This is a genomic window from Variovorax sucrosi (assembly GCF_051216635.1).
Lineage (GTDB): Bacteria > Pseudomonadota > Gammaproteobacteria > Burkholderiales > Burkholderiaceae_C > Variovorax.
In genome coordinates this window covers 18,941-38,637 of record NZ_JBPJZU010000002.1, presented here as the reverse complement: position 1 = coordinate 38,637, position 19,697 = coordinate 18,941, and the positions used below count along the sequence as shown (strand labels likewise).

Below are 19,697 nucleotides of genomic sequence, written 5' to 3'. Positions count from 1 at the left end.
CGTGCCACCCCTTTCCGACAGCCCGGGCCGTCGCGCCTGGCGCCGCTTCAAGCGCAACCGCCTCGGCTTCTGGAGCCTGGTGGTCTTCAGCGTGCTGGTGGTGGCGAGCCTGTTCGCCGAGGTGCTGTCGACCGACAAGCCACTGGTCGTGCGCTACGAAGGCACGACGTACTTCCCGGTGCTGCGCGACTATTCCGAGAAGACCTTCGGTGGCGACTTCGAGACGCCGGCCGACTACCTCGACCCATTCATCCGCGAGCGCATCACGCAAGGCAGCAACTGGGCGCTCTACGCGCCCAACCCCTACGGCCCGAAGACGCTGAACTACTTCGCGACCTCGCCGAACCCGGCCGCGCCGTCGCGCGAGAACTTCTTCGGCAGCGACGACCGTGGGCGTGACCTGCTGGCGCAGCTGATCTACGGCTTCCGCGTGAGCGTGCTGTTCGCCCTGGCGCTGACCGTCATCGGCGTCGTGCTCGGCGTCATCACCGGCGCCATCCAGGGCTTCTTCGGTGGCAAGACCGACCTGGCCTTCCAGCGCTTCATCGAGATCTGGGGGTCGATGCCCGAGCTGTACTTGCTGATCATCTTCAGCGCCATCTTCGCGCCGAGCGTGGCGCTGCTGCTGGTGCTGCTGAGCCTGTTCGGCTGGATGGGGCTGTCGGACTATGTGCGTGCCGAATTTCTGCGCAACCGCCAGATGGACTACGTGCGGGCCGCGCGCGCGCTGGGCGTGTCGAACCTGCAGATCATGTGGCGCCACATCCTGCCCAACAGCATGACGCCGGTCGTCACCTTCCTGCCGTTCCGCATGAGCGCGGCGATTTTGGCGCTGACCTCGCTCGACTTCCTCGGCCTGGGCGTGCCGCCGGGCACGCCGTCGCTGGGTGAACTGCTGAGCCAGGGCAAGGCCAACATCGACGCCTGGTGGATCTCGCTGTCGACCTTCGGCGTGCTGGTGGTGACGCTGATGCTGCTGACCTTCATGGGCGACGCGCTGCGCGATGCGCTCGACCCCCGAAAGATGGACACGTGACGACACCGCTGCTCGACGTTCAGGGACTGCGCGTTGCCTTCGGCGACAAGGCGGTGGTGCACGGCATCGACTTCCACATCGGCGCCGGCGAGAAGCTCGCGCTGGTCGGCGAGTCGGGCTCGGGGAAGACCGTCACGGCGCTCAGCCTGTTGCGGCTGGTGCAGAACGCCGAGGTGCGCGGTGTTGCGCGCTTCACCGCACCGTCCGATGCGGCGGGCGGCGAGCGCGACCTGCTGGCGCTGTCGGAGCACGCCCTGCGCGGAGTCCGCGGCAAGGAGATCGCGATGATCTTCCAGGAGCCGATGACCGCGCTGAACGCGCTCTACAGCGTGGGCGACCAGATCGCCGAGGTGCTCGAGTTGCACGAGGGCCTGTCGAAGCGAGACGCGCAGGAAGCAGCGGTTCAGCTGCTGGCCGACACCGGCATCCCGGAGCCAGAGCGCCGGTCCCGCGCCTTCCCGCACCAACTGTCCGGCGGCCAGCGACAGCGCGCCATGATCGCCATGGCGCTGGCCTGCAAGCCACGCCTGCTGCTGGCCGACGAGCCGACCACGGCGCTTGACGTCACGGTGCGCGGCCAGATCCTCGACCTGCTGAGCGCGCTGCAGCACAAGCACGGGATGGCGGTGCTGCTGATCACGCACGACCTGAACCTGGTGCGCCGATTCGCCGACCGCGTGGCGGTGATGGAAAGCGGCCACATCGTGGAGCAGGGCGCGGTGGCCGAGGTGTTCGGGGCGCCGCAGCATACCTACACGCGCCGGCTGATTGACAGCCGGCCGACGCGCGATGTCGTGCCGCCGCCGGCCGCCGATGCGCCACCGGTGCTGGCCGCGCAGGGCTTGCGGGTGAGCTACCCCGTACCGCGCCCCGGCATCTCCGGCTGGTTTCGTTCGGGCGCCTTCGTGGCGGTGCAGGGCGCCGACTTCCAGATCGCCCCGGGCGAAACGCTGGGCGTGGTCGGCGAATCGGGCTCGGGCAAGTCGACGCTCGCGCTCGCGACCTTGGGCCTGTTGCGCCACGAGGGCGCGCTGGAGGTCGACGGCCAGCGTTGGGGTGCTGGCGGCATGCAGGACCGGGCACTGCGGCGGACCATGCAGGTGGTCTTCCAGGACCCGTTCTCCTCGCTCTCGCCGCGCATGACGGTGGAACAGATCGTGGGCGAGGGCCTGACGGTGCATTCGCCCGAGCTCGACCGTGCGGCACGCCGGGTGCGTGTGCTGACGGCGCTGGCCGATGTCGGTTTGGGCGAGGCGCAGTTCCCGGGCTTGCTCGACCGCTATCCGCACGAGTTCTCGGGCGGGCAGCGACAGCGGCTGGCGATCGCGCGCGCGCTGATCGTCGACCCGTCGCTGCTGGTGCTCGACGAACCGACCAGTGCGCTCGACGTCACCATCCAGAAACAGGTGCTCGGGCTGCTGCAGCGCCTGCAGCGCGAGCGCGGGCTGAGCTACCTGCTGATCACGCACGACATCGAGGTCATCGCCGCCATGGCGCACCAGGTCATCGTGATGAAGGATGGTGCCATCCTCGAACACGGGCCGGTCGAGCGGGTGCTCGACGCCCCCGAACATCCCTACACCCGCAAGTTGGTGGCGGCTGCCGTGGCCGATTAGAAGAAGAGACACCCGGAAAAATGTCGAGTATCGGAAAAGACCGGCGGGATGCCTGGCGCGCCGCGCTGGCGTGCATGGTCACGTTGGCCGTGGCGATGGGCCTGGGCCGCTTCGCCTTCACGCCCATGCTCCCCCTCATGCTGCACGAGGGCAAGCTCGACCTGCAGGCCGGCGGCGTGCTGGCCTCGCTCAACTACCTCGGCTACTTCATCGGTGCGGTGTCGTGCGCGTCGATCCGGTTGCGTCCGGCCTTCATGGTGCGAAGCGGCCTGCTCGCGACGGCGGCGCTGCTGCTGGGCATGGGGCTGCTGCATGGCTTCACGGTGTGGGGCGCGCTGCGCGGCGCGGCTGGCGTGGTCAGCGCCTGGGTCTTCGTCTTCGCCTCCGGCTGGGGCCTGCGCCGCCTGGCCGAAACCCATTCGCCCGCACTGGGCGGTGTGATCTACACCGGCCCCGGGATCGGAATCGCCGTCACGGGTCTGCTCGGCGGCGTCACGGGGCGCTGGGGCTCCGATGCCGCGTGGATCGGCTACGGCCTGCTGGCGCTGGTGCTCATCGCGCTGATCTGGCGGGTGTTCGACGACGGCGCGGCGGCGGCGACCGGCGCGGGCAGGGCGCCCGAAGCGCCGAGGCCCGAGGCGACGGCCCGCCACCGCAGCGATGCGCGCTGGCTGGTGGGGCTCTATGGCCTGGCCGGCTTCGGCTACATCATCACGGCGACCTTTTTGCCGGTAATCGCGCGGCAGGCACTGCCGGGCTCGCCCTGGCCCGATTTCTTCTGGCCACTGTTCGGCCTGGCGATCGTGCCTGGCGCGCTGATTGGCGCGCGGGCGCCGATCCACTGGGACAACCGGCTGTTGCTCGCCATTGCCTATGCGCTGCAGGCGGCGGGGGTGGTGCTCTCGGTGCTCTGGCCAACCATTTCGGGCTTTGCCGTGGGCAGCCTGCTGCTGGGCATGCCGTTCACCGCGATCACCCTGTTCGCCGTGCGCGAGGCGCGGCGGCTGCGCGGCAACGCGGCGGCGGGGCTGATCGGCTATGCCACCGCCTCGTACGGCGTAGGGCAGATCCTCGGGCCGCTGTTCGCCGCGCCGCTCGCCCAGCGCACCGGTTCCTTCGGGTTGCCGTTGCTGGTGGCCGCCGGCGTGCTGGCCGCGGGGGCGCTTGCCTTCGTCGGCGTTTGGCGCGGCGCCAGGACGAGATCGGCCGCCTCTGGCGGATGAGTGAATTGACTGCTTAAGCCGTCACGCATTTGAGAACCTTTTGGCATATAATTCGAGGCTCACGACCAAACGGGCGGGTACCAACCGCCCGTTTTTTATTGGGCGAAGCATTTCGGGGCATTTCCCCGGACGCAGCGGGCAGGGCGGGCTCGGTGCCGGGCATCGAGCCAAAGAGCAACACCAAGGGCGCATACAGACACGTGGCATTGCAGCAAGTAGTGGAACAAACCGTGGCCGGTCTCGGCTACGACCTGGTCGAGATCGAAAGATCGGCCGGGGGATTGCTGCGCGTCACGATTGATCTGCCCTGGACCGCCCCCGCCTCCGACGCGGTGCCCGGCGCCCCCGAGCCCTTCGTGACGGTCGAGGATTGCGAGAAGGTCACGCGCCAGCTGCAATTTGCGCTGGAAGTCGACGGTGCCGACTACAAGCGGCTGGAGGTGTCGTCCCCCGGGATCGACCGCCCGCTGCGACACGAACAGGATTTCGAGCGTTTCGTCGGCGAGGTGATCGACGTGACGTTGAAGGCGCCGATGGGCGCGGCGGCGGGTGGCCAGGTGGCGGCCAACCGCAAGAAGTTTCGAGGCACGCTGGAGCGGGCCGACGATGGTGGCTGGCAGATCGTCTGGAGCGAAGCGCCGGCACCCAAGCCAGGACAAAAAGTGAGCAAGAAGCGCGCGCCTGCACCGTTGCATGCGCTCGGCTTTGCATTGGACGAGCTGCGCGAAGCGCGGCTCGCGCCGATCGTGGATTTCAAGGGCCGCAGGCCCAAGACCCCGGCGGGGTCGGCGGACCAGGCCCCCGAGGGCCTTTCGGACATTGGCGGCACGGAAGTGTCGGACTGACAAGAGGAGCGTAGTGGCATGAATCGCGAAATGTTGATGTTGGTGGATGCGATCTCGCGCGAGAAGAACGTCGAACGCGACGTGGTCTTCGGCGCGGTCGAATCCGCACTGGCGCAAGCCACCAAGAAGCTCCACCAGGGCGACGTGGACATCCGCGTGGCCGTCGACCGCGACAGCGGCGACTACGAGACCTTCCGCCGCTGGCACGTCGTTCCCGATGAAGCCGGCCTGCAGCTGCCCGACCAGGAAATCCTCCTGTTCGAAGCCAAGGAAGAGATGCCCGACATCGAGGTCGACGAGTACATCGAGGAAACGGTGGACTCGGTCCCGATCGGCCGCATCGGCGCCATGGCGGCCAAGCAGGTGATCCTGCAGAAGATCCGCGACGCCGAGCGCGAAATGCTGCTCAACGACTTCATGTCGCGCGGCGACAAGATCTTCGTGGGCACCGTCAAGCGCCTGGACAAGGGCGACATCATCGTGGAAGCCGGCCGTGTCGAAGGGCGCCTGCGCCGCAGCGAAATGATCGCCAAGGAAAACCTGCGCAACGGCGACCGCGTGCGGGCCATGATCATGGAGGTCGACCTGACACTGCGGGGCGCGCCGATCATCCTGTCGCGCTCGGCCCCTGAATTCATGATCGAGCTCTTCCGCCAGGAAGTGCCAGAAATCGAACAAGGCCTGCTCGAGATCAAGAGCTGCGCCCGTGACCCGGGTTCGCGCGCCAAGATCGCCGTGCTCTCGCACGACAAGCGGGTCGATCCGATCGGCACCTGCGTCGGCGTGCGCGGCACCCGCGTGAACGCCGTGACGAACGAGCTCGCCGGCGAGCGCGTCGACATCGTGCTGTGGTCCGAAGACCCGGCGCAGTTCGTGATCGGTGCACTGGCTCCGGCCAACGTGTCGTCCATCGTGGTGGACGAAGAAAAGCACGCCATGGACGTGGTGGTCGACGAGGAAAACCTCGCCATCGCCATCGGCCGCGGCGGCCAGAATGTGCGCCTGGCGTCCGACCTGACCGGTTGGAAGATCAACATCATGGACGCGAACGAGTCGGCCCAGAAGCAGGCGCTCGAAACCGATTCGAGCCGCAAGCTCTTCATGGAGAAGCTGGATGTGGACGAGGAAATCGCCGACATCCTGATCAACGAAGGTTTCACCAGCCTGGAAGAAGTGGCCTATGTGCCGATCTCCGAGCTGCTTGAAATCGAGAGCTTCGACGAAGACACGATCAACGAGCTGCGCACCCGTGCCAAGGATGCATTGCTCACGATGGAAATTGCCAAGGAAGAGAACGTCGAGAGCGTCTCGCAGAATCTGCGTGACCTCGAGGGCCTCGACCCCGAACTGATTCCAAAGCTGGCCGATGCGGGTGTCCACACCCGTGACGACCTGGCCGACCTCGCGGTCGATGAACTCACCGAGATCACCGGCCAGAGCGCCGATGACGCCAAAACCCTCATCTTGAAAGCCCGTGAACATTGGTTCGCGGGCCAAGAGTGACGGTCATGGGAGCACGAAGCACATATGTCCAGCACCACAGTCGCCGAGTTCGCGAACGAACTCAAGAAGACCCCCGAAACCCTGCTTGATCAGCTCAAGAGCGCTGGCGTGGCGAAAGCCGCGCCCAGCGATGCGCTGACCGAAGCCGACAAGCAGCGCTTGCTCGGCTTCCTCAAGGCCAGCCATGGCACGGCCGAGCCCGAGCGAAAGAAGATCACCCTGGTGAAGAAGTCCACCAGCGAGATCAAGCAAGCCGATGCCACCGGCCGTGCCCGCACGATCCAGGTGGAAGTGCGCAAGAAGCGCACCTTCATCCAGCGTGACGAAGGCCCGGTCAGCGCGCCCGAGACGGCACCGGTCGCCGCACCGGCGACCGAAGCTGCAGTCCCGAAGATCGACGAAGCCGAACTCGGCCGGCGCGAGGAAGAAGCGCGCCGCCAGGCCGAGCTGATCCGCCGCCAGGAAGAAGAGCTGGCCGAGAAGCGTCGCCAGCGCGAGGAAACGGAAGCCCGCGAACGCGAGAAGGCCGAGCGCGCAGAGCAGGCCGAGGCCGCCGAACGCGAAGCCAAGGCCGCTGCGGCTGCCAAGGAAAAGGCCGCTGTGCCGACGGGCAAGGCGCCGGTCGACGCCACGCCAGCGCCGGCCGAAGTTGCCGCGGCGACGGGCAAGGCCGCGGCCGAAGCCGCCGCCATCCAGGCCAAGGAAGATGCCAAGGCCAAAGCGGCTGCCGAATCGAAGGCGCGTGCCGACGAAGAAGCCGCGCGCGCCAAGGATCTGGACGAACGCCGTCGCAAGGCCCTGGCGGAAGCCGAGGCCATCCGCGCCATGATGAACGCACCGGCCCGTGTGCTGGTGCCGCACAAGGCGCCGGAGAAGGAAGTGCCGAAGCCGGCCGTCAAGGGCACGCTGCACAAGCCGGTTGCGCCCGCAGCGCGTCCGGGTGCGCCTGCCGCCCCGGGTGCGGCTGCGCCGGGCGCCAGCAAGGACGTGAAGTCGGCCAAGCTCTCGTCGAGCTGGGCGGGCGATCCGGCCAAGAAGAAGGAAATCAAGACCCGTGGCGACGCCAGTGGCGGTGTGGGTCGCGGCAACTGGCGCGGAGGTCCGCGTGGCCGTCGCGGCAGCAACGACCGTGGCGGCCACGACGAGCACGTGCAGGCTGCGCCAGTCGAGGCGCGCGTGCTTGACGTGCATGTGCCCGAAACCATCACGGTGGCCGAGCTCGCCCACAAGATGGCCGTCAAGGCGCAGGAAGTCATCAAGCAATTGATGAAGGCCGGCATCATGGCGACCATGAACCAGTCGCTCGACCAGGACACCGCCATGGTGATCGTGGAGGACATGGGTCACAACGCGATGGTGGCGGCACTGGACGATCCGGAAGCCTTCACCGACGAGGACGTCGGCGCGCATTCGGGCGAATCGCTGCCGCGCGCACCGGTCGTGACCGTGATGGGCCACGTCGACCACGGCAAGACCTCGCTGCTGGACTACATCCGCCGCGCCAAGGTCGCTGCGGGCGAAGCCGGCGGCATCACGCAGCACATCGGCGCTTATCACGTCGAAACGCCGCGCGGCATGGTGTCCTTCCTCGACACCCCGGGCCACGAGGCGTTCACCGCCATGCGTGCCCGCGGTGCGCAGGCCACCGACATCGTCATCCTTGTGGTGGCGGCCGATGACGGCGTCATGCCGCAGACCAAGGAAGCCATCAAGCACGCGAAAGCGGCGGGTGTGCCGATCGTGGTCGCGATCAACAAGATCGACAAGCCCGATGCCAGCCCGGACCGCGTCAAGCAGGAACTGGTGGCCGAAGAGGTCGTGCCCGAAGAGTACGGCGGCGACGTGCCGTTCGTGCCGGTGTCTGCCAAGACCGGCGAAGGTATCGACGCGCTGCTCGAACAGGTGCTGCTGCAGGCCGAAGTGCTGGAACTCAAGGCGCCGGTCGATGCCGCCGCCAAGGGTCTGGTCATCGAAGCGCAGCTCGACAAGGGCCGCGGCCCCGTCGCGACCGTGCTGATTCAGTCCGGCACGCTCAAGACCGGCGACGTGGTGCTGGCCGGTTCCACCTATGGCCGCGTGCGCGCCATGCTCGACGAGGACGGCAAGCCGATCAAGACGGCCGGCCCGTCGATCCCGGTGGAAATCCAGGGTCTGACCGAAGTGCCGCAGGCGGGTGATGAGTTCATGGTGATGGCCGACGAGCGCCGTGCGCGCGAAATTGCCACCTACCGTGCCGGCAAGTTCCGCAACACCAAGCTCGCGAAGCTCCAGGCGTCGAACCTGCAGAACATGTTCACCGACCTGTCGGCGGGCGAAGTGCAGACGCTGCGCCTGATCATCAAGGCCGACGTGCAGGGTTCGCAGGAAGCACTGGCTCAGTCGCTGCTCAAGCTGGCGACCGAAGAGGTCAAGGTCCAGATCGTGTACGCCGGTGTCGGCGGCATCAGCGAAAACGACATCAACCTCGCCATTGCATCGAAGGCGGTTGTCATCGGCTTCAACGTGCGTGCCGATTCGGGTGCGCGCAAGCTGGCCGAAGGCAATGGCGTGACGCTGAACTACTACAGCATCATCTACGACGCCGTGGATGAGGTGAAGGTGGCGATGTCCGGCATGCTGGCACCCGAGCGTCGTGAAGAGATCATCGGCCAGGCCGAGATCCGAACGGTGTTCGTGGCCTCGAAGATCGGCACGGTCGCAGGTTCGTACATCACCGCAGGTTCGGTCAACCGCAGCGCGCATTTCCGCCTGCTGCGCGACAACGTGGTGGTCTACACGGGCGAGGTCGACTCGATCAAGCGCATGAAGGACGATGTCCGCGAAGTGCGCGAAGGTTTCGAGTGCGGTATCAAGCTCAAGAACTACAACGACATCAAAGAGGGCGATCAGCTCGAGTTCTTTGAAATCAAGGAAATCGCGCGGACGCTGTAAGGCGCCCCAGCGAAACGGACGATGCCCAAGCGCAAAGCAGCAGCCCCCAACCGCGCCTTCAAGGTGGCCGATCAGATCCAGCGCGATCTGACGGAACTGATCGCGCGCGAGTTGAAGGACCCGCGCGTGGGCATGGTCACGATCCAGGCGGTCGAGGTCACGCCCGACTACGCGCACGCGAAGATCTACTTCAGCCTGCTCGTGGGCGACCCGGTCGTCACGACCGAAGCGCTGAACCAGGCTGCGGGGTTCCTGCGCAACGGCTTGTTCAAGCGCCTCCAGATCCATACCGTGCCGACGCTGCATTTCCTGTTCGACCGCACCACCGAGCGTGCGGCCGACATGAATGCGCTCATTGCGCAGGCTGTCGCTTCCCGCTCGAAAGACGAATGACGGTGAATGCGCCACGCACACGGGTGCAGCGGCGCCCCGTGCATGGGGTGTTGTTGCTCGACAAACCACTCGGCCTTTCCAGCAACCAGGCGTTGCAGAAAGCCAAGTGGTTGCTGCGCGCCGAAAAAGCGGGCCACACCGGCACGCTCGATCCGCTTGCGACCGGCGTGCTGCCGCTGTGCTTCGGCGCGGCGACCAAGTTCAGTCAACTGCATCTCGATGCCGACAAAACCTACGTCGCGACGGTTCAGCTCGGCGTGAAGACGTCGACCGGCGACGCCGAGGGCGAAGTGATTTCCGAACGCCCGGTGCAGGTCACGCCCGACGATCTGGCGCGCGTGACGGTGCAGTTCACCGGGCCGATCCGCCAGGTACCGCCGATGCATAGCGCCCTGAAGAAGGACGGCAAGGCACTCTACGAATACGCCCGCGAGGGGATCGAGGTCGAGCGCGCACCGCGCGACGTGTCGATCCACGCGCTGGCGCTGACCGCGCTGTCGCCGGACACCCTCCGTCTCGTCGCCACCGTCAGCAAGGGCACCTACATCCGGACGCTCGGTGAGGACATCGGCGAGGCGCTCGGCTGCGGCGCGCACCTCACGTCGCTGCGGCGCACCGCCACCGGCAACTTCATCGAGACGCAGTGCGTCACGATCGAGGCGCTGGAAGCAATGTCCGAGAACGAACGCCTGGCCCGCCTGCTGCCGGCCGAAGCGCTGGTCGACGGCCACAGCCGCGTCACGCTGGGCACGGAAGATGCGGCGCGTTTCCTGTCGGGCCTGCGCCGCCGCGGCGACTGGGCCGACGCAACCGAAGTGGCTGTCTTCGGCGATGAGCCGGCGGCCTTCCTCGGCACGGCCCATGTCACGGCCAACGAATTGATCCCGGGGCGCTTGCTGAACCCCATCGAAATCCAGCAAATCCTTTTGAACGCACCAGCGAACGCAACTCTCTGCGAGACCACACCATGAGTACCCCCAAGCAAATCCGCAACATCGCCATCATTGCCCACGTGGACCATGGCAAGACCACGATGGTCGACCAGCTGCTGCGCCAGTCCGGCACCTTCGCCGAGCACGAGAAGGTCGTCGACACCGTGATGGACAACAACGCGATCGAAAAAGAACGCGGCATCACCATCCTGGCCAAGAACTGCGCCGTGACCTGGGAAGGCACGCACATCAACATCGTCGACACCCCCGGTCACGCGGACTTCGGCGGTGAAGTGGAACGTGCACTGTCGATGGTGGACGGCGTGGTGCTGCTGATCGATGCACAGGAAGGCCCGATGCCGCAGACGCGCTTCGTGACCAAGAAGGCGCTGGCCCTGGGCCTCAAGCCCATCCTGGTGGTGAACAAGGTCGACAAGCCGGGCGCACGCCCCGATTTCGTGGTCAATGCCGCTTTCGACCTGTTCGACAAGCTCGGCGCGACCGACGAACAACTCGATTTCCCAGTGGTGTATGCCTCGGGCATCAACGGCTGGTCGTCGCTGGAAGAAGGCGCGGCCGGCGAACAGTGGGGCCCCGACATGTCGGCCCTGTTCAACACCATCCTGAAGCACGTGCCGGCCCAGAAGGGCGACCCGGACGCGCCGCTGCAACTGCAGATCTCGGCACTCGACTTCTCGACCTTCGTCGGCCGCATCGGCGTGGGCCGCATCAGCCAGGGCACCATCAAGCCGATGATGGACGTGGTGGTCATGGAAGGCCCCGACGGCAAGGCCATCAAGGGCCGCGTCAACCAGGTGCTGACCTTCCAGGGCCTGGAACGCGTGCAGGCGACCGAAGCCGGCCCGGGTGAAATCGTGCTGATCAACGGCATTGCCGACCTGAACATCGGCGTCACCGTGACCGACCCGGCCAAGCCGTCGCCGCTGCCGATGCTCAAGGTCGACGAGCCGACGCTGACGATGAATTTCTGCGTGAACACGAGCCCGCTGGCTGGCCGCGAAGGCAAGTTCGTCACCAGCCGCCAGATCTGGGACCGTCTGCAGAAGGAACTGCAGCACAACGTGGCGCTGCGCGTGGCCGAGACCGACGAAGAAGGCATCTTCGAAGTCATGGGTCGCGGCGAACTGCACCTGACCATCCTGCTGGAAAACATGCGCCGCGAAGGCTTCGAGATGGCCGTGAGCAAGCCGCGCGTGGTGATGAAGGACGTGAACGGCGAGAAGCACGAACCCATCGAGCTGGTGACCGCCGACATCGAAGAGCAGCACCAGGGCGGCGTGATGCAGGCCCTGGGCGAGCGCAAGGGCGAGCTGGTCAACATGGAACCGGACGGCCGTGGCCGCGTCCGCCTCGAGTACCGCATTCCGGCACGTGGCCTGATCGGCTTCACCAACGAATTCCTGAATCTGACACGCGGCTCCGGCCTCATCAGCAACATCTTCGACAGCTACGAAGCGCACAAGGGCGACATCGGCGGCCGCAAGAACGGCGTGCTGATCTCCATGGACGACGGTGAAATCTTCACCTACGCCCTCGGCAAGCTCGACGACCGCGGCCGCATGTTCGTCAAGGCGAACGATCCGGTGTACGAAGGCATGATCGTCGGCATCCACAGCCGCGACAACGACCTGGTGGTGAATGCCACCCGTACCAAGCAGCTGACGAACTTCCGCGTGTCCGGCAAGGAAGACGCGATCAAGATCACGCCGCCGATCGAACTCACGCTGGAATACGGCGTGGAATTCATCGAGGACGACGAACTGGTCGAGATCACGCCGAAGAGCGTTCGCCTGCGCAAGCGCTTCCTGAAGGAAAGCGAACGCAAGCGCGCTGGTCGCTGATCGGACGCTGATCGTTCGGGGGCCGCCTTTGACCCTGACCCACGGCCGCGCGGTCTGGATGATGGTCGGCGTGACCCTGATGTGGGCTACGGCCGGCGTCGTCACGCGCCATCTCGAAGGTGCGCGCAGCTTCGAAGTGACCTTCTGGCGCAGCGCGTTCACCGCGCTCGCGCTGTTGGCCATCCTGCCGGCCTGGCAGGGGCGCAGCGTCTTCTCGAAGATCCGCCATGGCGGGCGGGCGCTGTGGATCTCCGGCGTGTGCTGGAGCGTGATGTTCACCGCCTTCATGGTGGCACTCACGCTCACCAGCACCGCGAATGTGCTGGTCACACTGGCCGCCGGGCCGTTGCTGACCGCGCTGGCTGCGCGCCTCTTCATCGGCCATCGCCTGCCGCTGCGCACCTGGCTCGCCATCGCGGCGGCCGGCGTGGGGATCGGCTGGATGTACGGCACGCAAATCGGCAACGGCGAATGGCTGGGCACGCTGGTGGCGCTGTGCGTGCCCATTGCCGGTGCCGCCAACTGGACATCGGTGCAGCATGCGAACGCGCAAGGCCAGCGCATCGACCTCGTGCCTGCCGTGCTGATCGGTGCCGTGCTGTCCTCGCTGCTGACTTTGCCGCTGGCCTGGCCGCTGGAGGCCACCGGCCGGGACCTGACGCTGCTGGGCTTCCTCGGCGTGTTCCAACTCGCGATTCCGTGCGTGATGTCGGTGCTGTGCGCCCGCGTGCTCAGCGCGCCCGAGGTGTCGCTGCTGGCCCTGCTGGAAGTCATCTTCGGCATCACGCTGGCCTGGGTCGGCGCAGGCGAGGTGCCGGGAGCCACCGTGCTGACGGGCGGCGCGGTCGTGGTCGGTGCGCTGCTCGTTAACGAGTTGTTGGCGGTGCGGGCGCGGCGCGCGGGCTGAATGTCCGTCGATCACGCATGAAAAAGCCGGCGCGAGCCGGCTTTTTCATTGGCGCTGCGACGCGTTCAGGGGCGCGCGAGCTTCCAGACACCGCCGACGCCGTCGCCGGTGCGGTCGCCGGCCTTCGCGTCCTTGGCCCAGTAGTAGAGCGGTGCGCCCTTGTAGGCCCACTGCTTCTTGCCGTCGTCGCGCACGACGACGCTGTAGTCGCCCACCGGCTTGGCGGCGTCGGGGGCGACCAGCGCAGGCCAGTTGGTGATGCAGGGGCCGTTACAGGCCGACTTGCCGCTGCCGACCGCATCGCGGCTGAAGGTGTAGAGCGTCATCCCGTTCGGTCCGACCAGCACGCCATCGGCGGTGCGCGTCGGGGTGTCGGGGGCGGAGGCCGTTTTGTTCATCATGCCGCAGCCCGAGAGCAGGGCGATGGCGAGGATGGAGGTGCTGAGCAGTCTCATGGAGGTATCTCCTTTGGTTGAAAAATGAGTGTCGAACCGTTGTCGACTCCGATGGCGAGGCGCCGCCTGCTTCGGGTCACACAGCGGACGGTATACCAGGGTGGCAAGATGCAGCAAGACCACCCGGCCGGGCGCTTGGCCGCGGAGCGGGCCCGGAGCGATGAAGCTCAAGCGCGCAGCACCCGTGTCTTGATCCGCTGTGCCGGATTTCCGGCGTAGACGCCCCACGGCTCGAGCGACTTGAAGGTCACGGCGCGGGCGCCGAGCACCGCCCCTTCGCCCACCACCACGCCCGGCCCGACGAAGGCTTCGGCCGCAATCCAGGCCTGGGCGCCGATCGTGATCGGACGGGTGGTTAGCTGGAACACGGGGGAGGTGATGTCGTGGGTGCCGGCGCAGAGGTGGGCGCCTTGCGACACGAGCGCATCCGGCCCCAGGTGGATCGGTGCCATGTTGTAGCAGTTCACATGCTGCGCCAGCACCGCGCGGTCTTCCAGGTGCAGGTGGGGCGGATACCAGACCCGGGCGCTGCCGCGGACGTCGGCGCCGACGCCGAGCTTGGCACCGAACAGCTTCAGCAGGAAGCGCCGCCACGGCCGCAGGGGCGTCGGCGTCCAGGAAGCGAAGAGCAGCCAGGTCAGGCTCCAGGTGCCCCGCAGCAGGCGGTTCGACAGCGAGAAGCTGGGGCCGCCCTCGCGGGGATTGGTGCGGCTGGCGTCGAGTGGTTGGATGGCCATGGCGTGTCGTTCCTGTCAGCGGTTGCGGCTTTTCATCGCGCGTTCGACTTCGCGTTTGCCTTCGCGGTCCTTGATGGTGTCGCGCTTGTCGTGTTCGGCCTTGCCCTTGGCAAGCGCGATCTCGCACTTCACCTTGCCGGCCTTCCAGTGCAGGTTGAGCGGAACCAGCGTGTAGCCCTTCTGCTCGATCTTGCCGGTGAGCCGACGAATCTGCTCCTTGTGCAGCAGCAGCTTCTTGGTGCGGATCGAATCGGGGGTGGTGTGGGTCGAGGCGCTGCGCAGCGGATTGATCTGCAGGCCCACGACGAACATCTCGCCGTCGCGGATCACGACGTAGCCATCGGTGAGTTGAACCTTGCCTTCGCGCAGCGACTTGACCTCCCAGCCTTCGAGCACGAGGCCGGCTTCGAAACGCTCTTCGAAGAAGTAGTTGTAGGAGGCCTTCTTGTTGTCGGCGATGCGGGCAGAGGAGTCTTGTTGTTTCTTGGTGGCCATGGCGGTCTCAGATGGGGGCGCATGGCATCAATACAATCGAAACGCACACACCGTGTCGATTCTATGAAAACCGTCCACAAGTCCGTTCTCATCTGGTACAGCGCTGATGAGATGTACGCCCTTGTCACCGATGTGGCCAAGTATCCCGAATTTCTTCCCTGGTGCGACCGCGCACGCGTGATCGAGGAAGACGAGGTGGGCATGACCGCCGAAGTCGGCCTCGCGTTCGGCGGCCTGCGTCAGCAGTTCACCACCCGCAACACGCATGTGCCGGGGCGCGAGGTGCAGCTCAAGCTCATCGACGGGCCGTTCTCGAACCTCGATGGCGTCTGGAAGTTCAACCCCGTCGGCGAGGCGGGTGAGCGGGCCTGCCGCGTCGAGCTCGACCTGAGCTACGGCTTCAGCAATTTCGCGCTCCAGGCCCTGGTCGGCCCGGTGTTCGACAAGATTGCCTCCAGCCTGGTCGAGGCCTTCGTGAAACGCGCCGAGCAGGTGTACGGAGCCGCCTGATGGTCGCCGTGACGCTGGTCTGCGCCCCCACGCCCCGAGCAGTGTTCGAGCAAACGCTGTCGCTGCCCGACGGTGCCACGCTCGAGGAGGCCGTGCGCGCGAGCCGCATCGGCGAGGGCTGGCCAGCCCTCGCGTGGCGCGACCTGGCGCCGGGCATCTGGGGACGGAGCGCCGGTTGGGATCAGGTGTTGGCGGAAGGGGATCGGGTCGAACTCTGCCGTCCGCTGCTGGTCGACCCGAAAGTCGCCCGTCGAGAGCGTTTCCAGCGGCAGGGCAGCCGCGGTGCCGGCCTGTTCGCTCGCCGCCGGGAGGGCGGCAAGGCCGGTTACTGACGACGGTACGGTGATGGCGCGGCGTCAGCGCGTGCCGCCGCTCTTCACCTGCAATCGCTGTCGATGATGCCTTGCAGGCGCTGCTGCTCGGCGGCGCGCGACTTGTCGTCCATCACCTCGCGCTCACCCTGTGCGTTCAGCCGGGCCACCCGGATGCCGCTGTCGAAAGTGGCCTTGCCCTGGCGGGCACGGGTGCAGTTGTCGGCCTTGGCCTTCGCGACCTTCTGCGCCTCGGCCGCCTGCTTGGCTTTTTCGGCTTCCTCGGCTTTGCGGGTTTTCTCTTCCAGTTCCTTGTCCACGCCGCTCGGCTTGGCGGCGCTCGCTGCACTGGCGGGGCTTCGGGCGGGCTCGGCGGTCGTCACCGACGCATCGGCGGGGGCTGGCACAACGGCGGGGACGCGGGCGCTCGGCGAACCCGGGCGACGCAGGATGCTCTTCTCGGGCACATCGGTCGGCGGCGGCTGGTCGCTGAAGACTTTCTTGCCGTCCCGGTCCAGCCACTGCCATTGCGCATTCGCAGCCAGCGGCAACGCACACACCCAGCAAAGCATCAGCAAACGCGCGAATTTCATCAGGGCAGTTTAGCGCTCCCTTACGTTTTGCAATATGTCTGCCCCTGATCGGGGCGGCAAGCAGTTGGAAAACGGGCACAGTCCTGCCCCCGGTCGGCTCGCCACCCCCACGGCGAAGGGGCAAGGGCGCCTGTCGGCGCAAGGCCCGACCGGGCGTCGTTACAATCCGTCTTTTGGAGCCTTCCCCATGCGCCTTCTCGGCAAAGCGCTCACCTTCGACGATGTGTTGCTGGTGCCAGCGTTCTCCCAGGTCCTGCCCAAGGACACCTCCCTCGCCACCCGACTTTCCCGCAATATCACGCTGAACCTGCCGCTGGTCTCCGCGGCGATGGACACCGTGACCGAAGCCCGCCTCGCCATCGCGATCGCGCAGGAAGGCGGCATGGGCATCGTCCACAAGAACCTCACGGCGCAGCAGCAGGCGGCCGAGGTTTCCAAGGTCAAGCGGTACGAATCCGGTGTGCTGCGCGACCCGGTGGTCATCACCCCGACGCACACGGTGCGCGAAGTGATGGCGATGTCGGAGCAACTGGGCATCTCCGGCTTTCCGGTGGTCGATGCCGGCAAGGTGGTCGGCATCGTGACCGGCCGCGACCTGCGTTTCGAGACTCGCTACAACGCGCCCGTCAGCGAAATCATGACGCCGCGCGACAAGCTCATCACGGTGCCCGACGGCACCACGCTGGCAGACGCCAAGGCACTGCTCAACAAGTACAAGCTCGAGCGACTGCTGGTGATCGACAACGCCTTCGAGCTCAAGGGCCTGATCACGGTGAAGGACATCACCAAGCAGACCACCTTCCCGAATGCTGCGCGCGACCCGAACGGCCGCTTGCGCGTCGGCGCTGCCGTGGGCGTGGGCGAGGGCACCGAAGAGCGTGTCGAAGCGCTCGTGCGCGCCGGCGTCGATGCCATCGTGGTCGACACGGCGCACGGCCACAGCAAGGGCGTGATCGACCGCGTGCGCTGGGTCAAGCAGAACTACCCGCAGGTCGATGTGATCGGCGGCAACATCGCAACCGGCGACGCGGCCCGTGCGCTGGCCGATGTCGGCGCCGACGCGGTCAAGGTCGGCATCGGCCCCGGCTCGATCTGCACCACCCGCATCGTGGCCGGTGTCGGCGTGCCGCAGATCATGGCGGTCGACAGCGTTGCCACCGCGCTGCAGGGCACCGGCGTGCCGCTCATTTCTGACGGCGGCGTGCGCTACTCGGGCGACATCGCCAAGGCCATCGCCGCGGGGGCGAGCACCGTGATGATGGGCAGCATGTTCGCCGGCACCGAAGAGGCGCCCGGCGAGATCGTGCTGTACCAGGGCCGCAGCTACAAGAGCTACCGCGGCATGGGCTCCATCGGCGCGATGCAGCAGGGCAGTGCCGACCGCTACTTCCAGGAATCGAGCACCGGCAACCCGAATACCGACAAATTGGTGCCCGAAGGCATCGAAGGCCGGGTGCCGTACAAGGGCTCGATCGTCTCGATCATCTACCAGATGGCCGGCGGCGTGCGAGCCAGCATGGGCTACTGCGGCTGCGCCACGATTGCCGATATGCAGAACAAGGCCGAGTTCGTCGAAATCACCACTGCCGGCATCCGCGAGAGCCACGTGCACGACGTGCAGATCACGAAGGAAGCGCCCAACTACCGGGCGGAGTGATCGACGCATGCAACACGACAAGATACTGATCCTCGACTTCGGTTCGCAAGTCACTCAGCTCATCGCCCGCCGCGTGCGCGAGGCGAACGTCTACAGCGAAGTGCATCCGTGCGACGTCAGCGACGAATGGGTGCGCGAGTACGCGAAGGACGGCACGCTCAAGGGCGTGATCCTGTCCGGCAGCCATGCGAGCCTGTGGGAAGACGAAAGCCTGCGCGCGCCGCAGGCCGTGTTCGAACTGGGCGTGCCGGTGCTGGGCATCTGCTTTGGCATGTACGCGATCGCCCATGCGCTCGGCGGTACGGTGGAAGGCGGCCACAAGCGCGAATTCGGCTACGCCGAGATTCGTGCCCGCGGCCACACGAAGCTGTTCGACGGGATCCAGGACTACGCCACGCCCGAAGGCCACGGCATGCTGCATGTCTGGATGAGCCATGGCGACAACGTGACCGAAATGCCGCCGGGCTTCAAGCTCATGGCCAGCACCGAGAGTTGCCCGATTGCCGGCATGGCAGACGAAGAACGTGGCTTCTATGCCGTGCAGTTCCATCCCGAAGTCACGCACACCTTGCAGGGACAGGCGATCCTGAACCGTTTCGTGCTGGACATCTGCAAGGCCAAGCCCGACTGGGTCATGCGCGACCACATCGCCGAAGCGGTCGCGAAGATCCGCGAGCAGGTGGGGGACGAGGAAGTCATCCTGGGCCTCTCCGGCGGCGTCGATTCTTCGGTAGCAGCTGCGCTGATCCACCGCGCGATCGGCGACCAGCTGACCTGTGTGTTCGTCGACCACGGCCTGCTGCGCCTGAACGAGGGCGACCTCGTGATGGACATGTTCGTCGGCAAGCTGCACGCCAAGGTGATCCGCGTCGATGCGAGCGACCTTTTCCTGGGCAAGCTCGCGGGCGTGAGCGAGCCCGAGGCCAAGCGCAAGATCATCGGCGGCGAGTTCGTCACCGTGTTCAAGCAGGAGGCCGCCAAGCTCACCAGCGCGGGCGCCAAGGGCGCCAAGTGGCTGGCCCAGGGCACGATCTACCCCGACGTGATCGAGTCCGGCGGCGCCAAGAGCAAGAAGGCCGTCACCATCAAGAGCCACCACAACGTCGGCGGCCTGCCCGAACAGTTGGGCCTGAAGCTGCTCGAGCCGCTGCGCGACCTGTTCAAGGACGAGGTGCGCGAATTGGGCGTGGCGCTCGGCCTGCCGCCCGAGATGGTGTACCGCCATCCGTTCCCCGGCCCGGGCCTGGGCGTGCGCATCCTCGGCGAAGTGAAGAAGGAATACGCCGACCTGCTGCGCCGCGCCGACGCGATCTTCATCGAGGAGCTGCGCAACTTCAAGGATGAGAGCGGCAAGAGCTGGTACGACCTCACCAGCCAGGCCTTCACCGTGTTCCTGCCGGTCAAGAGCGTGGGCGTGATGGGCGACGGCCGCACCTACGACTACGTGGTTGCGCTGCGCGCCGTGCAGACCAGCGACTTCATGACCGCCGACTGGGCCGAGCTGCCCTACGCGCTGCTCAAGAAGGTGTCGGGCCGCATCATCAATGAAGTGCGCGGCATCAATCGCGTGACCTACGACGTGTCGAGCAAACCGCCGGCGACGATCGAGTGGGAGTGAAATCGAGTCCTTCGGGGACTATCGCCAGCTATCGAAAAAGTGACGTAACGTGCATGGCGGGCGGTAAAAAATG

The 19,697-nt window shown here is 66.4% G+C and carries 18 protein-coding genes; 14 read left to right on the top strand and 4 right to left on the bottom strand.

Features of this window, described 5'->3' with window-relative positions; genetic code table 11:
* The first annotated feature begins 1 nt into the window (after position 1).
* From ACSFBE_RS03235 to ACSFBE_RS03190, 10 genes are all read left to right on the top strand, one after another.
* A complete protein-coding gene (locus ACSFBE_RS03235; protein ID WP_435488938.1) occupies positions 2-1,036 on the top strand; it encodes an ABC transporter permease in 1,035 nt (344 codons plus the stop codon).
* Positions 1,033-2,652, top strand: a complete 1,620-nt coding sequence (locus tag ACSFBE_RS03230; protein ID WP_435488937.1) for an ABC transporter ATP-binding protein — start codon at positions 1,033-1,035, stop codon at positions 2,650-2,652. The genes ACSFBE_RS03235 and ACSFBE_RS03230 overlap by 4 nt, the downstream gene beginning before the upstream one ends.
* A 20-nt stretch (positions 2,653-2,672) precedes the next feature.
* The gene (locus tag ACSFBE_RS03225) at positions 2,673-3,875 is read left to right on the top strand and encodes a YbfB/YjiJ family MFS transporter (RefSeq protein WP_435488936.1); all 1,203 of its coding nucleotides are present in this window, start codon (positions 2,673-2,675) and stop codon (positions 3,873-3,875) included.
* Between the two features lie 200 nt (positions 3,876-4,075).
* On the top strand, positions 4,076-4,720 hold the full coding sequence (gene rimP / locus ACSFBE_RS03220; protein WP_435489454.1) for a ribosome maturation factor RimP: 645 nt from the start codon (positions 4,076-4,078) through the stop codon (positions 4,718-4,720).
* A gap of 18 nt (positions 4,721-4,738) precedes the next feature.
* Positions 4,739-6,223, top strand: a complete 1,485-nt coding sequence (nusA, locus tag ACSFBE_RS03215; RefSeq protein ID WP_435488935.1) for a transcription termination factor NusA — start codon at positions 4,739-4,741, stop codon at positions 6,221-6,223.
* A 24-nt stretch (positions 6,224-6,247) separates the two neighbouring features.
* On the top strand, positions 6,248-9,154 hold the full coding sequence (gene infB / locus ACSFBE_RS03210) for a translation initiation factor IF-2 (protein ID WP_435488934.1): 2,907 nt from the start codon (positions 6,248-6,250) through the stop codon (positions 9,152-9,154).
* Positions 9,155-9,175: 21 nt separating this feature from the next.
* Complete coding sequence (rbfA, locus tag ACSFBE_RS03205; protein WP_140838664.1) at positions 9,176-9,547, top strand: 30S ribosome-binding factor RbfA; 372 nt, start codon at positions 9,176-9,178, stop codon at positions 9,545-9,547.
* A 2-nt stretch (positions 9,548-9,549) separates the two neighbouring features.
* Positions 9,550-10,518 carry a tRNA pseudouridine(55) synthase TruB gene (gene truB, locus ACSFBE_RS03200; protein WP_435488933.1) on the top strand — a complete coding sequence of 323 codons (969 nt, stop codon included), beginning with the start codon at positions 9,550-9,552 and terminating at the stop codon, positions 10,516-10,518.
* A complete protein-coding gene (gene typA / locus ACSFBE_RS03195) occupies positions 10,515-12,341 on the top strand; it encodes a translational GTPase TypA (RefSeq protein ID WP_435488932.1) in 1,827 nt (608 codons plus the stop codon). The genes truB and typA overlap by 4 nt, the downstream gene beginning before the upstream one ends.
* Positions 12,342-12,369: 28 nt before the next feature.
* Entirely contained in the window at positions 12,370-13,248 is an 879-nt protein-coding gene (locus ACSFBE_RS03190) for a DMT family transporter (protein WP_435488931.1), read from the top strand.
* A 65-nt stretch (positions 13,249-13,313) separates the two neighbouring features.
* Here ACSFBE_RS03190 and ACSFBE_RS03185 read toward each other — a convergent pair whose 3' ends face one another.
* From ACSFBE_RS03185 to smpB, 3 genes are all read right to left on the bottom strand, one after another.
* Positions 13,314-13,703, bottom strand: coding sequence for a COG4315 family predicted lipoprotein (locus tag ACSFBE_RS03185; protein WP_435488930.1), 390 nt, complete (start codon positions 13,701-13,703; stop codon positions 13,314-13,316).
* Positions 13,704-13,870: 167 nt separating this feature from the next.
* A complete protein-coding gene (locus tag ACSFBE_RS03180; protein WP_435488929.1) occupies positions 13,871-14,440 on the bottom strand; it encodes an LbetaH domain-containing protein in 570 nt (189 codons plus the stop codon).
* 15 nt (positions 14,441-14,455) lie between these two features.
* Positions 14,456-14,935: an SsrA-binding protein SmpB gene (gene smpB, locus ACSFBE_RS03175; protein ID WP_286645938.1), complete on the bottom strand. Its 480-nt coding sequence runs from the start codon at positions 14,933-14,935 to the stop codon at positions 14,456-14,458.
* A 63-nt stretch (positions 14,936-14,998) separates the two neighbouring features.
* Between smpB and ACSFBE_RS03170 the strand changes: the two genes are divergently transcribed.
* Both ACSFBE_RS03170 and ACSFBE_RS03165 read left to right on the top strand, forming a co-directional pair.
* Positions 14,999-15,445, top strand: a complete 447-nt coding sequence (locus ACSFBE_RS03170; protein ID WP_435488928.1) for a type II toxin-antitoxin system RatA family toxin — start codon at positions 14,999-15,001, stop codon at positions 15,443-15,445.
* Entirely contained in the window at positions 15,445-15,777 is a 333-nt protein-coding gene (locus tag ACSFBE_RS03165) for an RnfH family protein (protein ID WP_435488927.1), read from the top strand. The genes ACSFBE_RS03170 and ACSFBE_RS03165 overlap by 1 nt, the downstream gene beginning before the upstream one ends.
* A 44-nt stretch (positions 15,778-15,821) precedes the next feature.
* On the opposite strand, the gene ACSFBE_RS03160 is transcribed toward ACSFBE_RS03165, so the two are convergent.
* A complete protein-coding gene (locus ACSFBE_RS03160) occupies positions 15,822-16,349 on the bottom strand; it encodes a DUF4124 domain-containing protein (protein ID WP_435488926.1) in 528 nt (175 codons plus the stop codon).
* A 187-nt stretch (positions 16,350-16,536) separates the two neighbouring features.
* On the opposite strand from ACSFBE_RS03160, the gene guaB reads away from it, so the two are divergent.
* Positions 16,537-18,006 carry an IMP dehydrogenase gene (gene guaB / locus ACSFBE_RS03155; RefSeq protein ID WP_435488925.1) on the top strand — a complete coding sequence of 490 codons (1,470 nt, stop codon included), beginning with the start codon at positions 16,537-16,539 and terminating at the stop codon, positions 18,004-18,006.
* Between the two features lie 7 nt (positions 18,007-18,013).
* Positions 18,014-19,624, top strand: a complete 1,611-nt coding sequence (gene guaA / locus ACSFBE_RS03150) for a glutamine-hydrolyzing GMP synthase (protein ID WP_435488924.1) — start codon at positions 18,014-18,016, stop codon at positions 19,622-19,624.
* Positions 19,625-19,697: the final 73 nt, after the last annotated feature.

Coding starts and splice junctions, on each gene's coding strand:
- ACSFBE_RS03185 (WP_435488930.1), bottom strand. CDS start 13,703: ATGAGACTGCTCAGCACCTCCATCCTCGCCATCGCCCTGCTCTCGGGC.
- guaB (WP_435488925.1), top strand. CDS start 16,537: ATGCGCCTTCTCGGCAAAGCGCTCACCTTCGACGATGTGTTGCTGGTG.
- ACSFBE_RS03180 (WP_435488929.1), bottom strand. CDS start 14,440: ATGGCCATCCAACCACTCGACGCCAGCCGCACCAATCCCCGCGAGGGC.
- guaA (WP_435488924.1), top strand. CDS start 18,014: ATGCAACACGACAAGATACTGATCCTCGACTTCGGTTCGCAAGTCACT.
- smpB (WP_286645938.1), bottom strand. CDS start 14,935: ATGGCCACCAAGAAACAACAAGACTCCTCTGCCCGCATCGCCGACAAC.
- ACSFBE_RS03165 (WP_435488927.1), top strand. CDS start 15,445: ATGGTCGCCGTGACGCTGGTCTGCGCCCCCACGCCCCGAGCAGTGTTC.
- rbfA (WP_140838664.1), top strand. CDS start 9,176: ATGCCCAAGCGCAAAGCAGCAGCCCCCAACCGCGCCTTCAAGGTGGCC.
- ACSFBE_RS03160 (WP_435488926.1), bottom strand. CDS start 16,349: ATGAAATTCGCGCGTTTGCTGATGCTTTGCTGGGTGTGTGCGTTGCCG.
- nusA (WP_435488935.1), top strand. CDS start 4,739: ATGAATCGCGAAATGTTGATGTTGGTGGATGCGATCTCGCGCGAGAAG.
- typA (WP_435488932.1), top strand. CDS start 10,515: ATGAGTACCCCCAAGCAAATCCGCAACATCGCCATCATTGCCCACGTG.
- ACSFBE_RS03225 (WP_435488936.1), top strand. CDS start 2,673: ATGTCGAGTATCGGAAAAGACCGGCGGGATGCCTGGCGCGCCGCGCTG.
- ACSFBE_RS03170 (WP_435488928.1), top strand. CDS start 14,999: ATGAAAACCGTCCACAAGTCCGTTCTCATCTGGTACAGCGCTGATGAG.
- infB (WP_435488934.1), top strand. CDS start 6,248: ATGTCCAGCACCACAGTCGCCGAGTTCGCGAACGAACTCAAGAAGACC.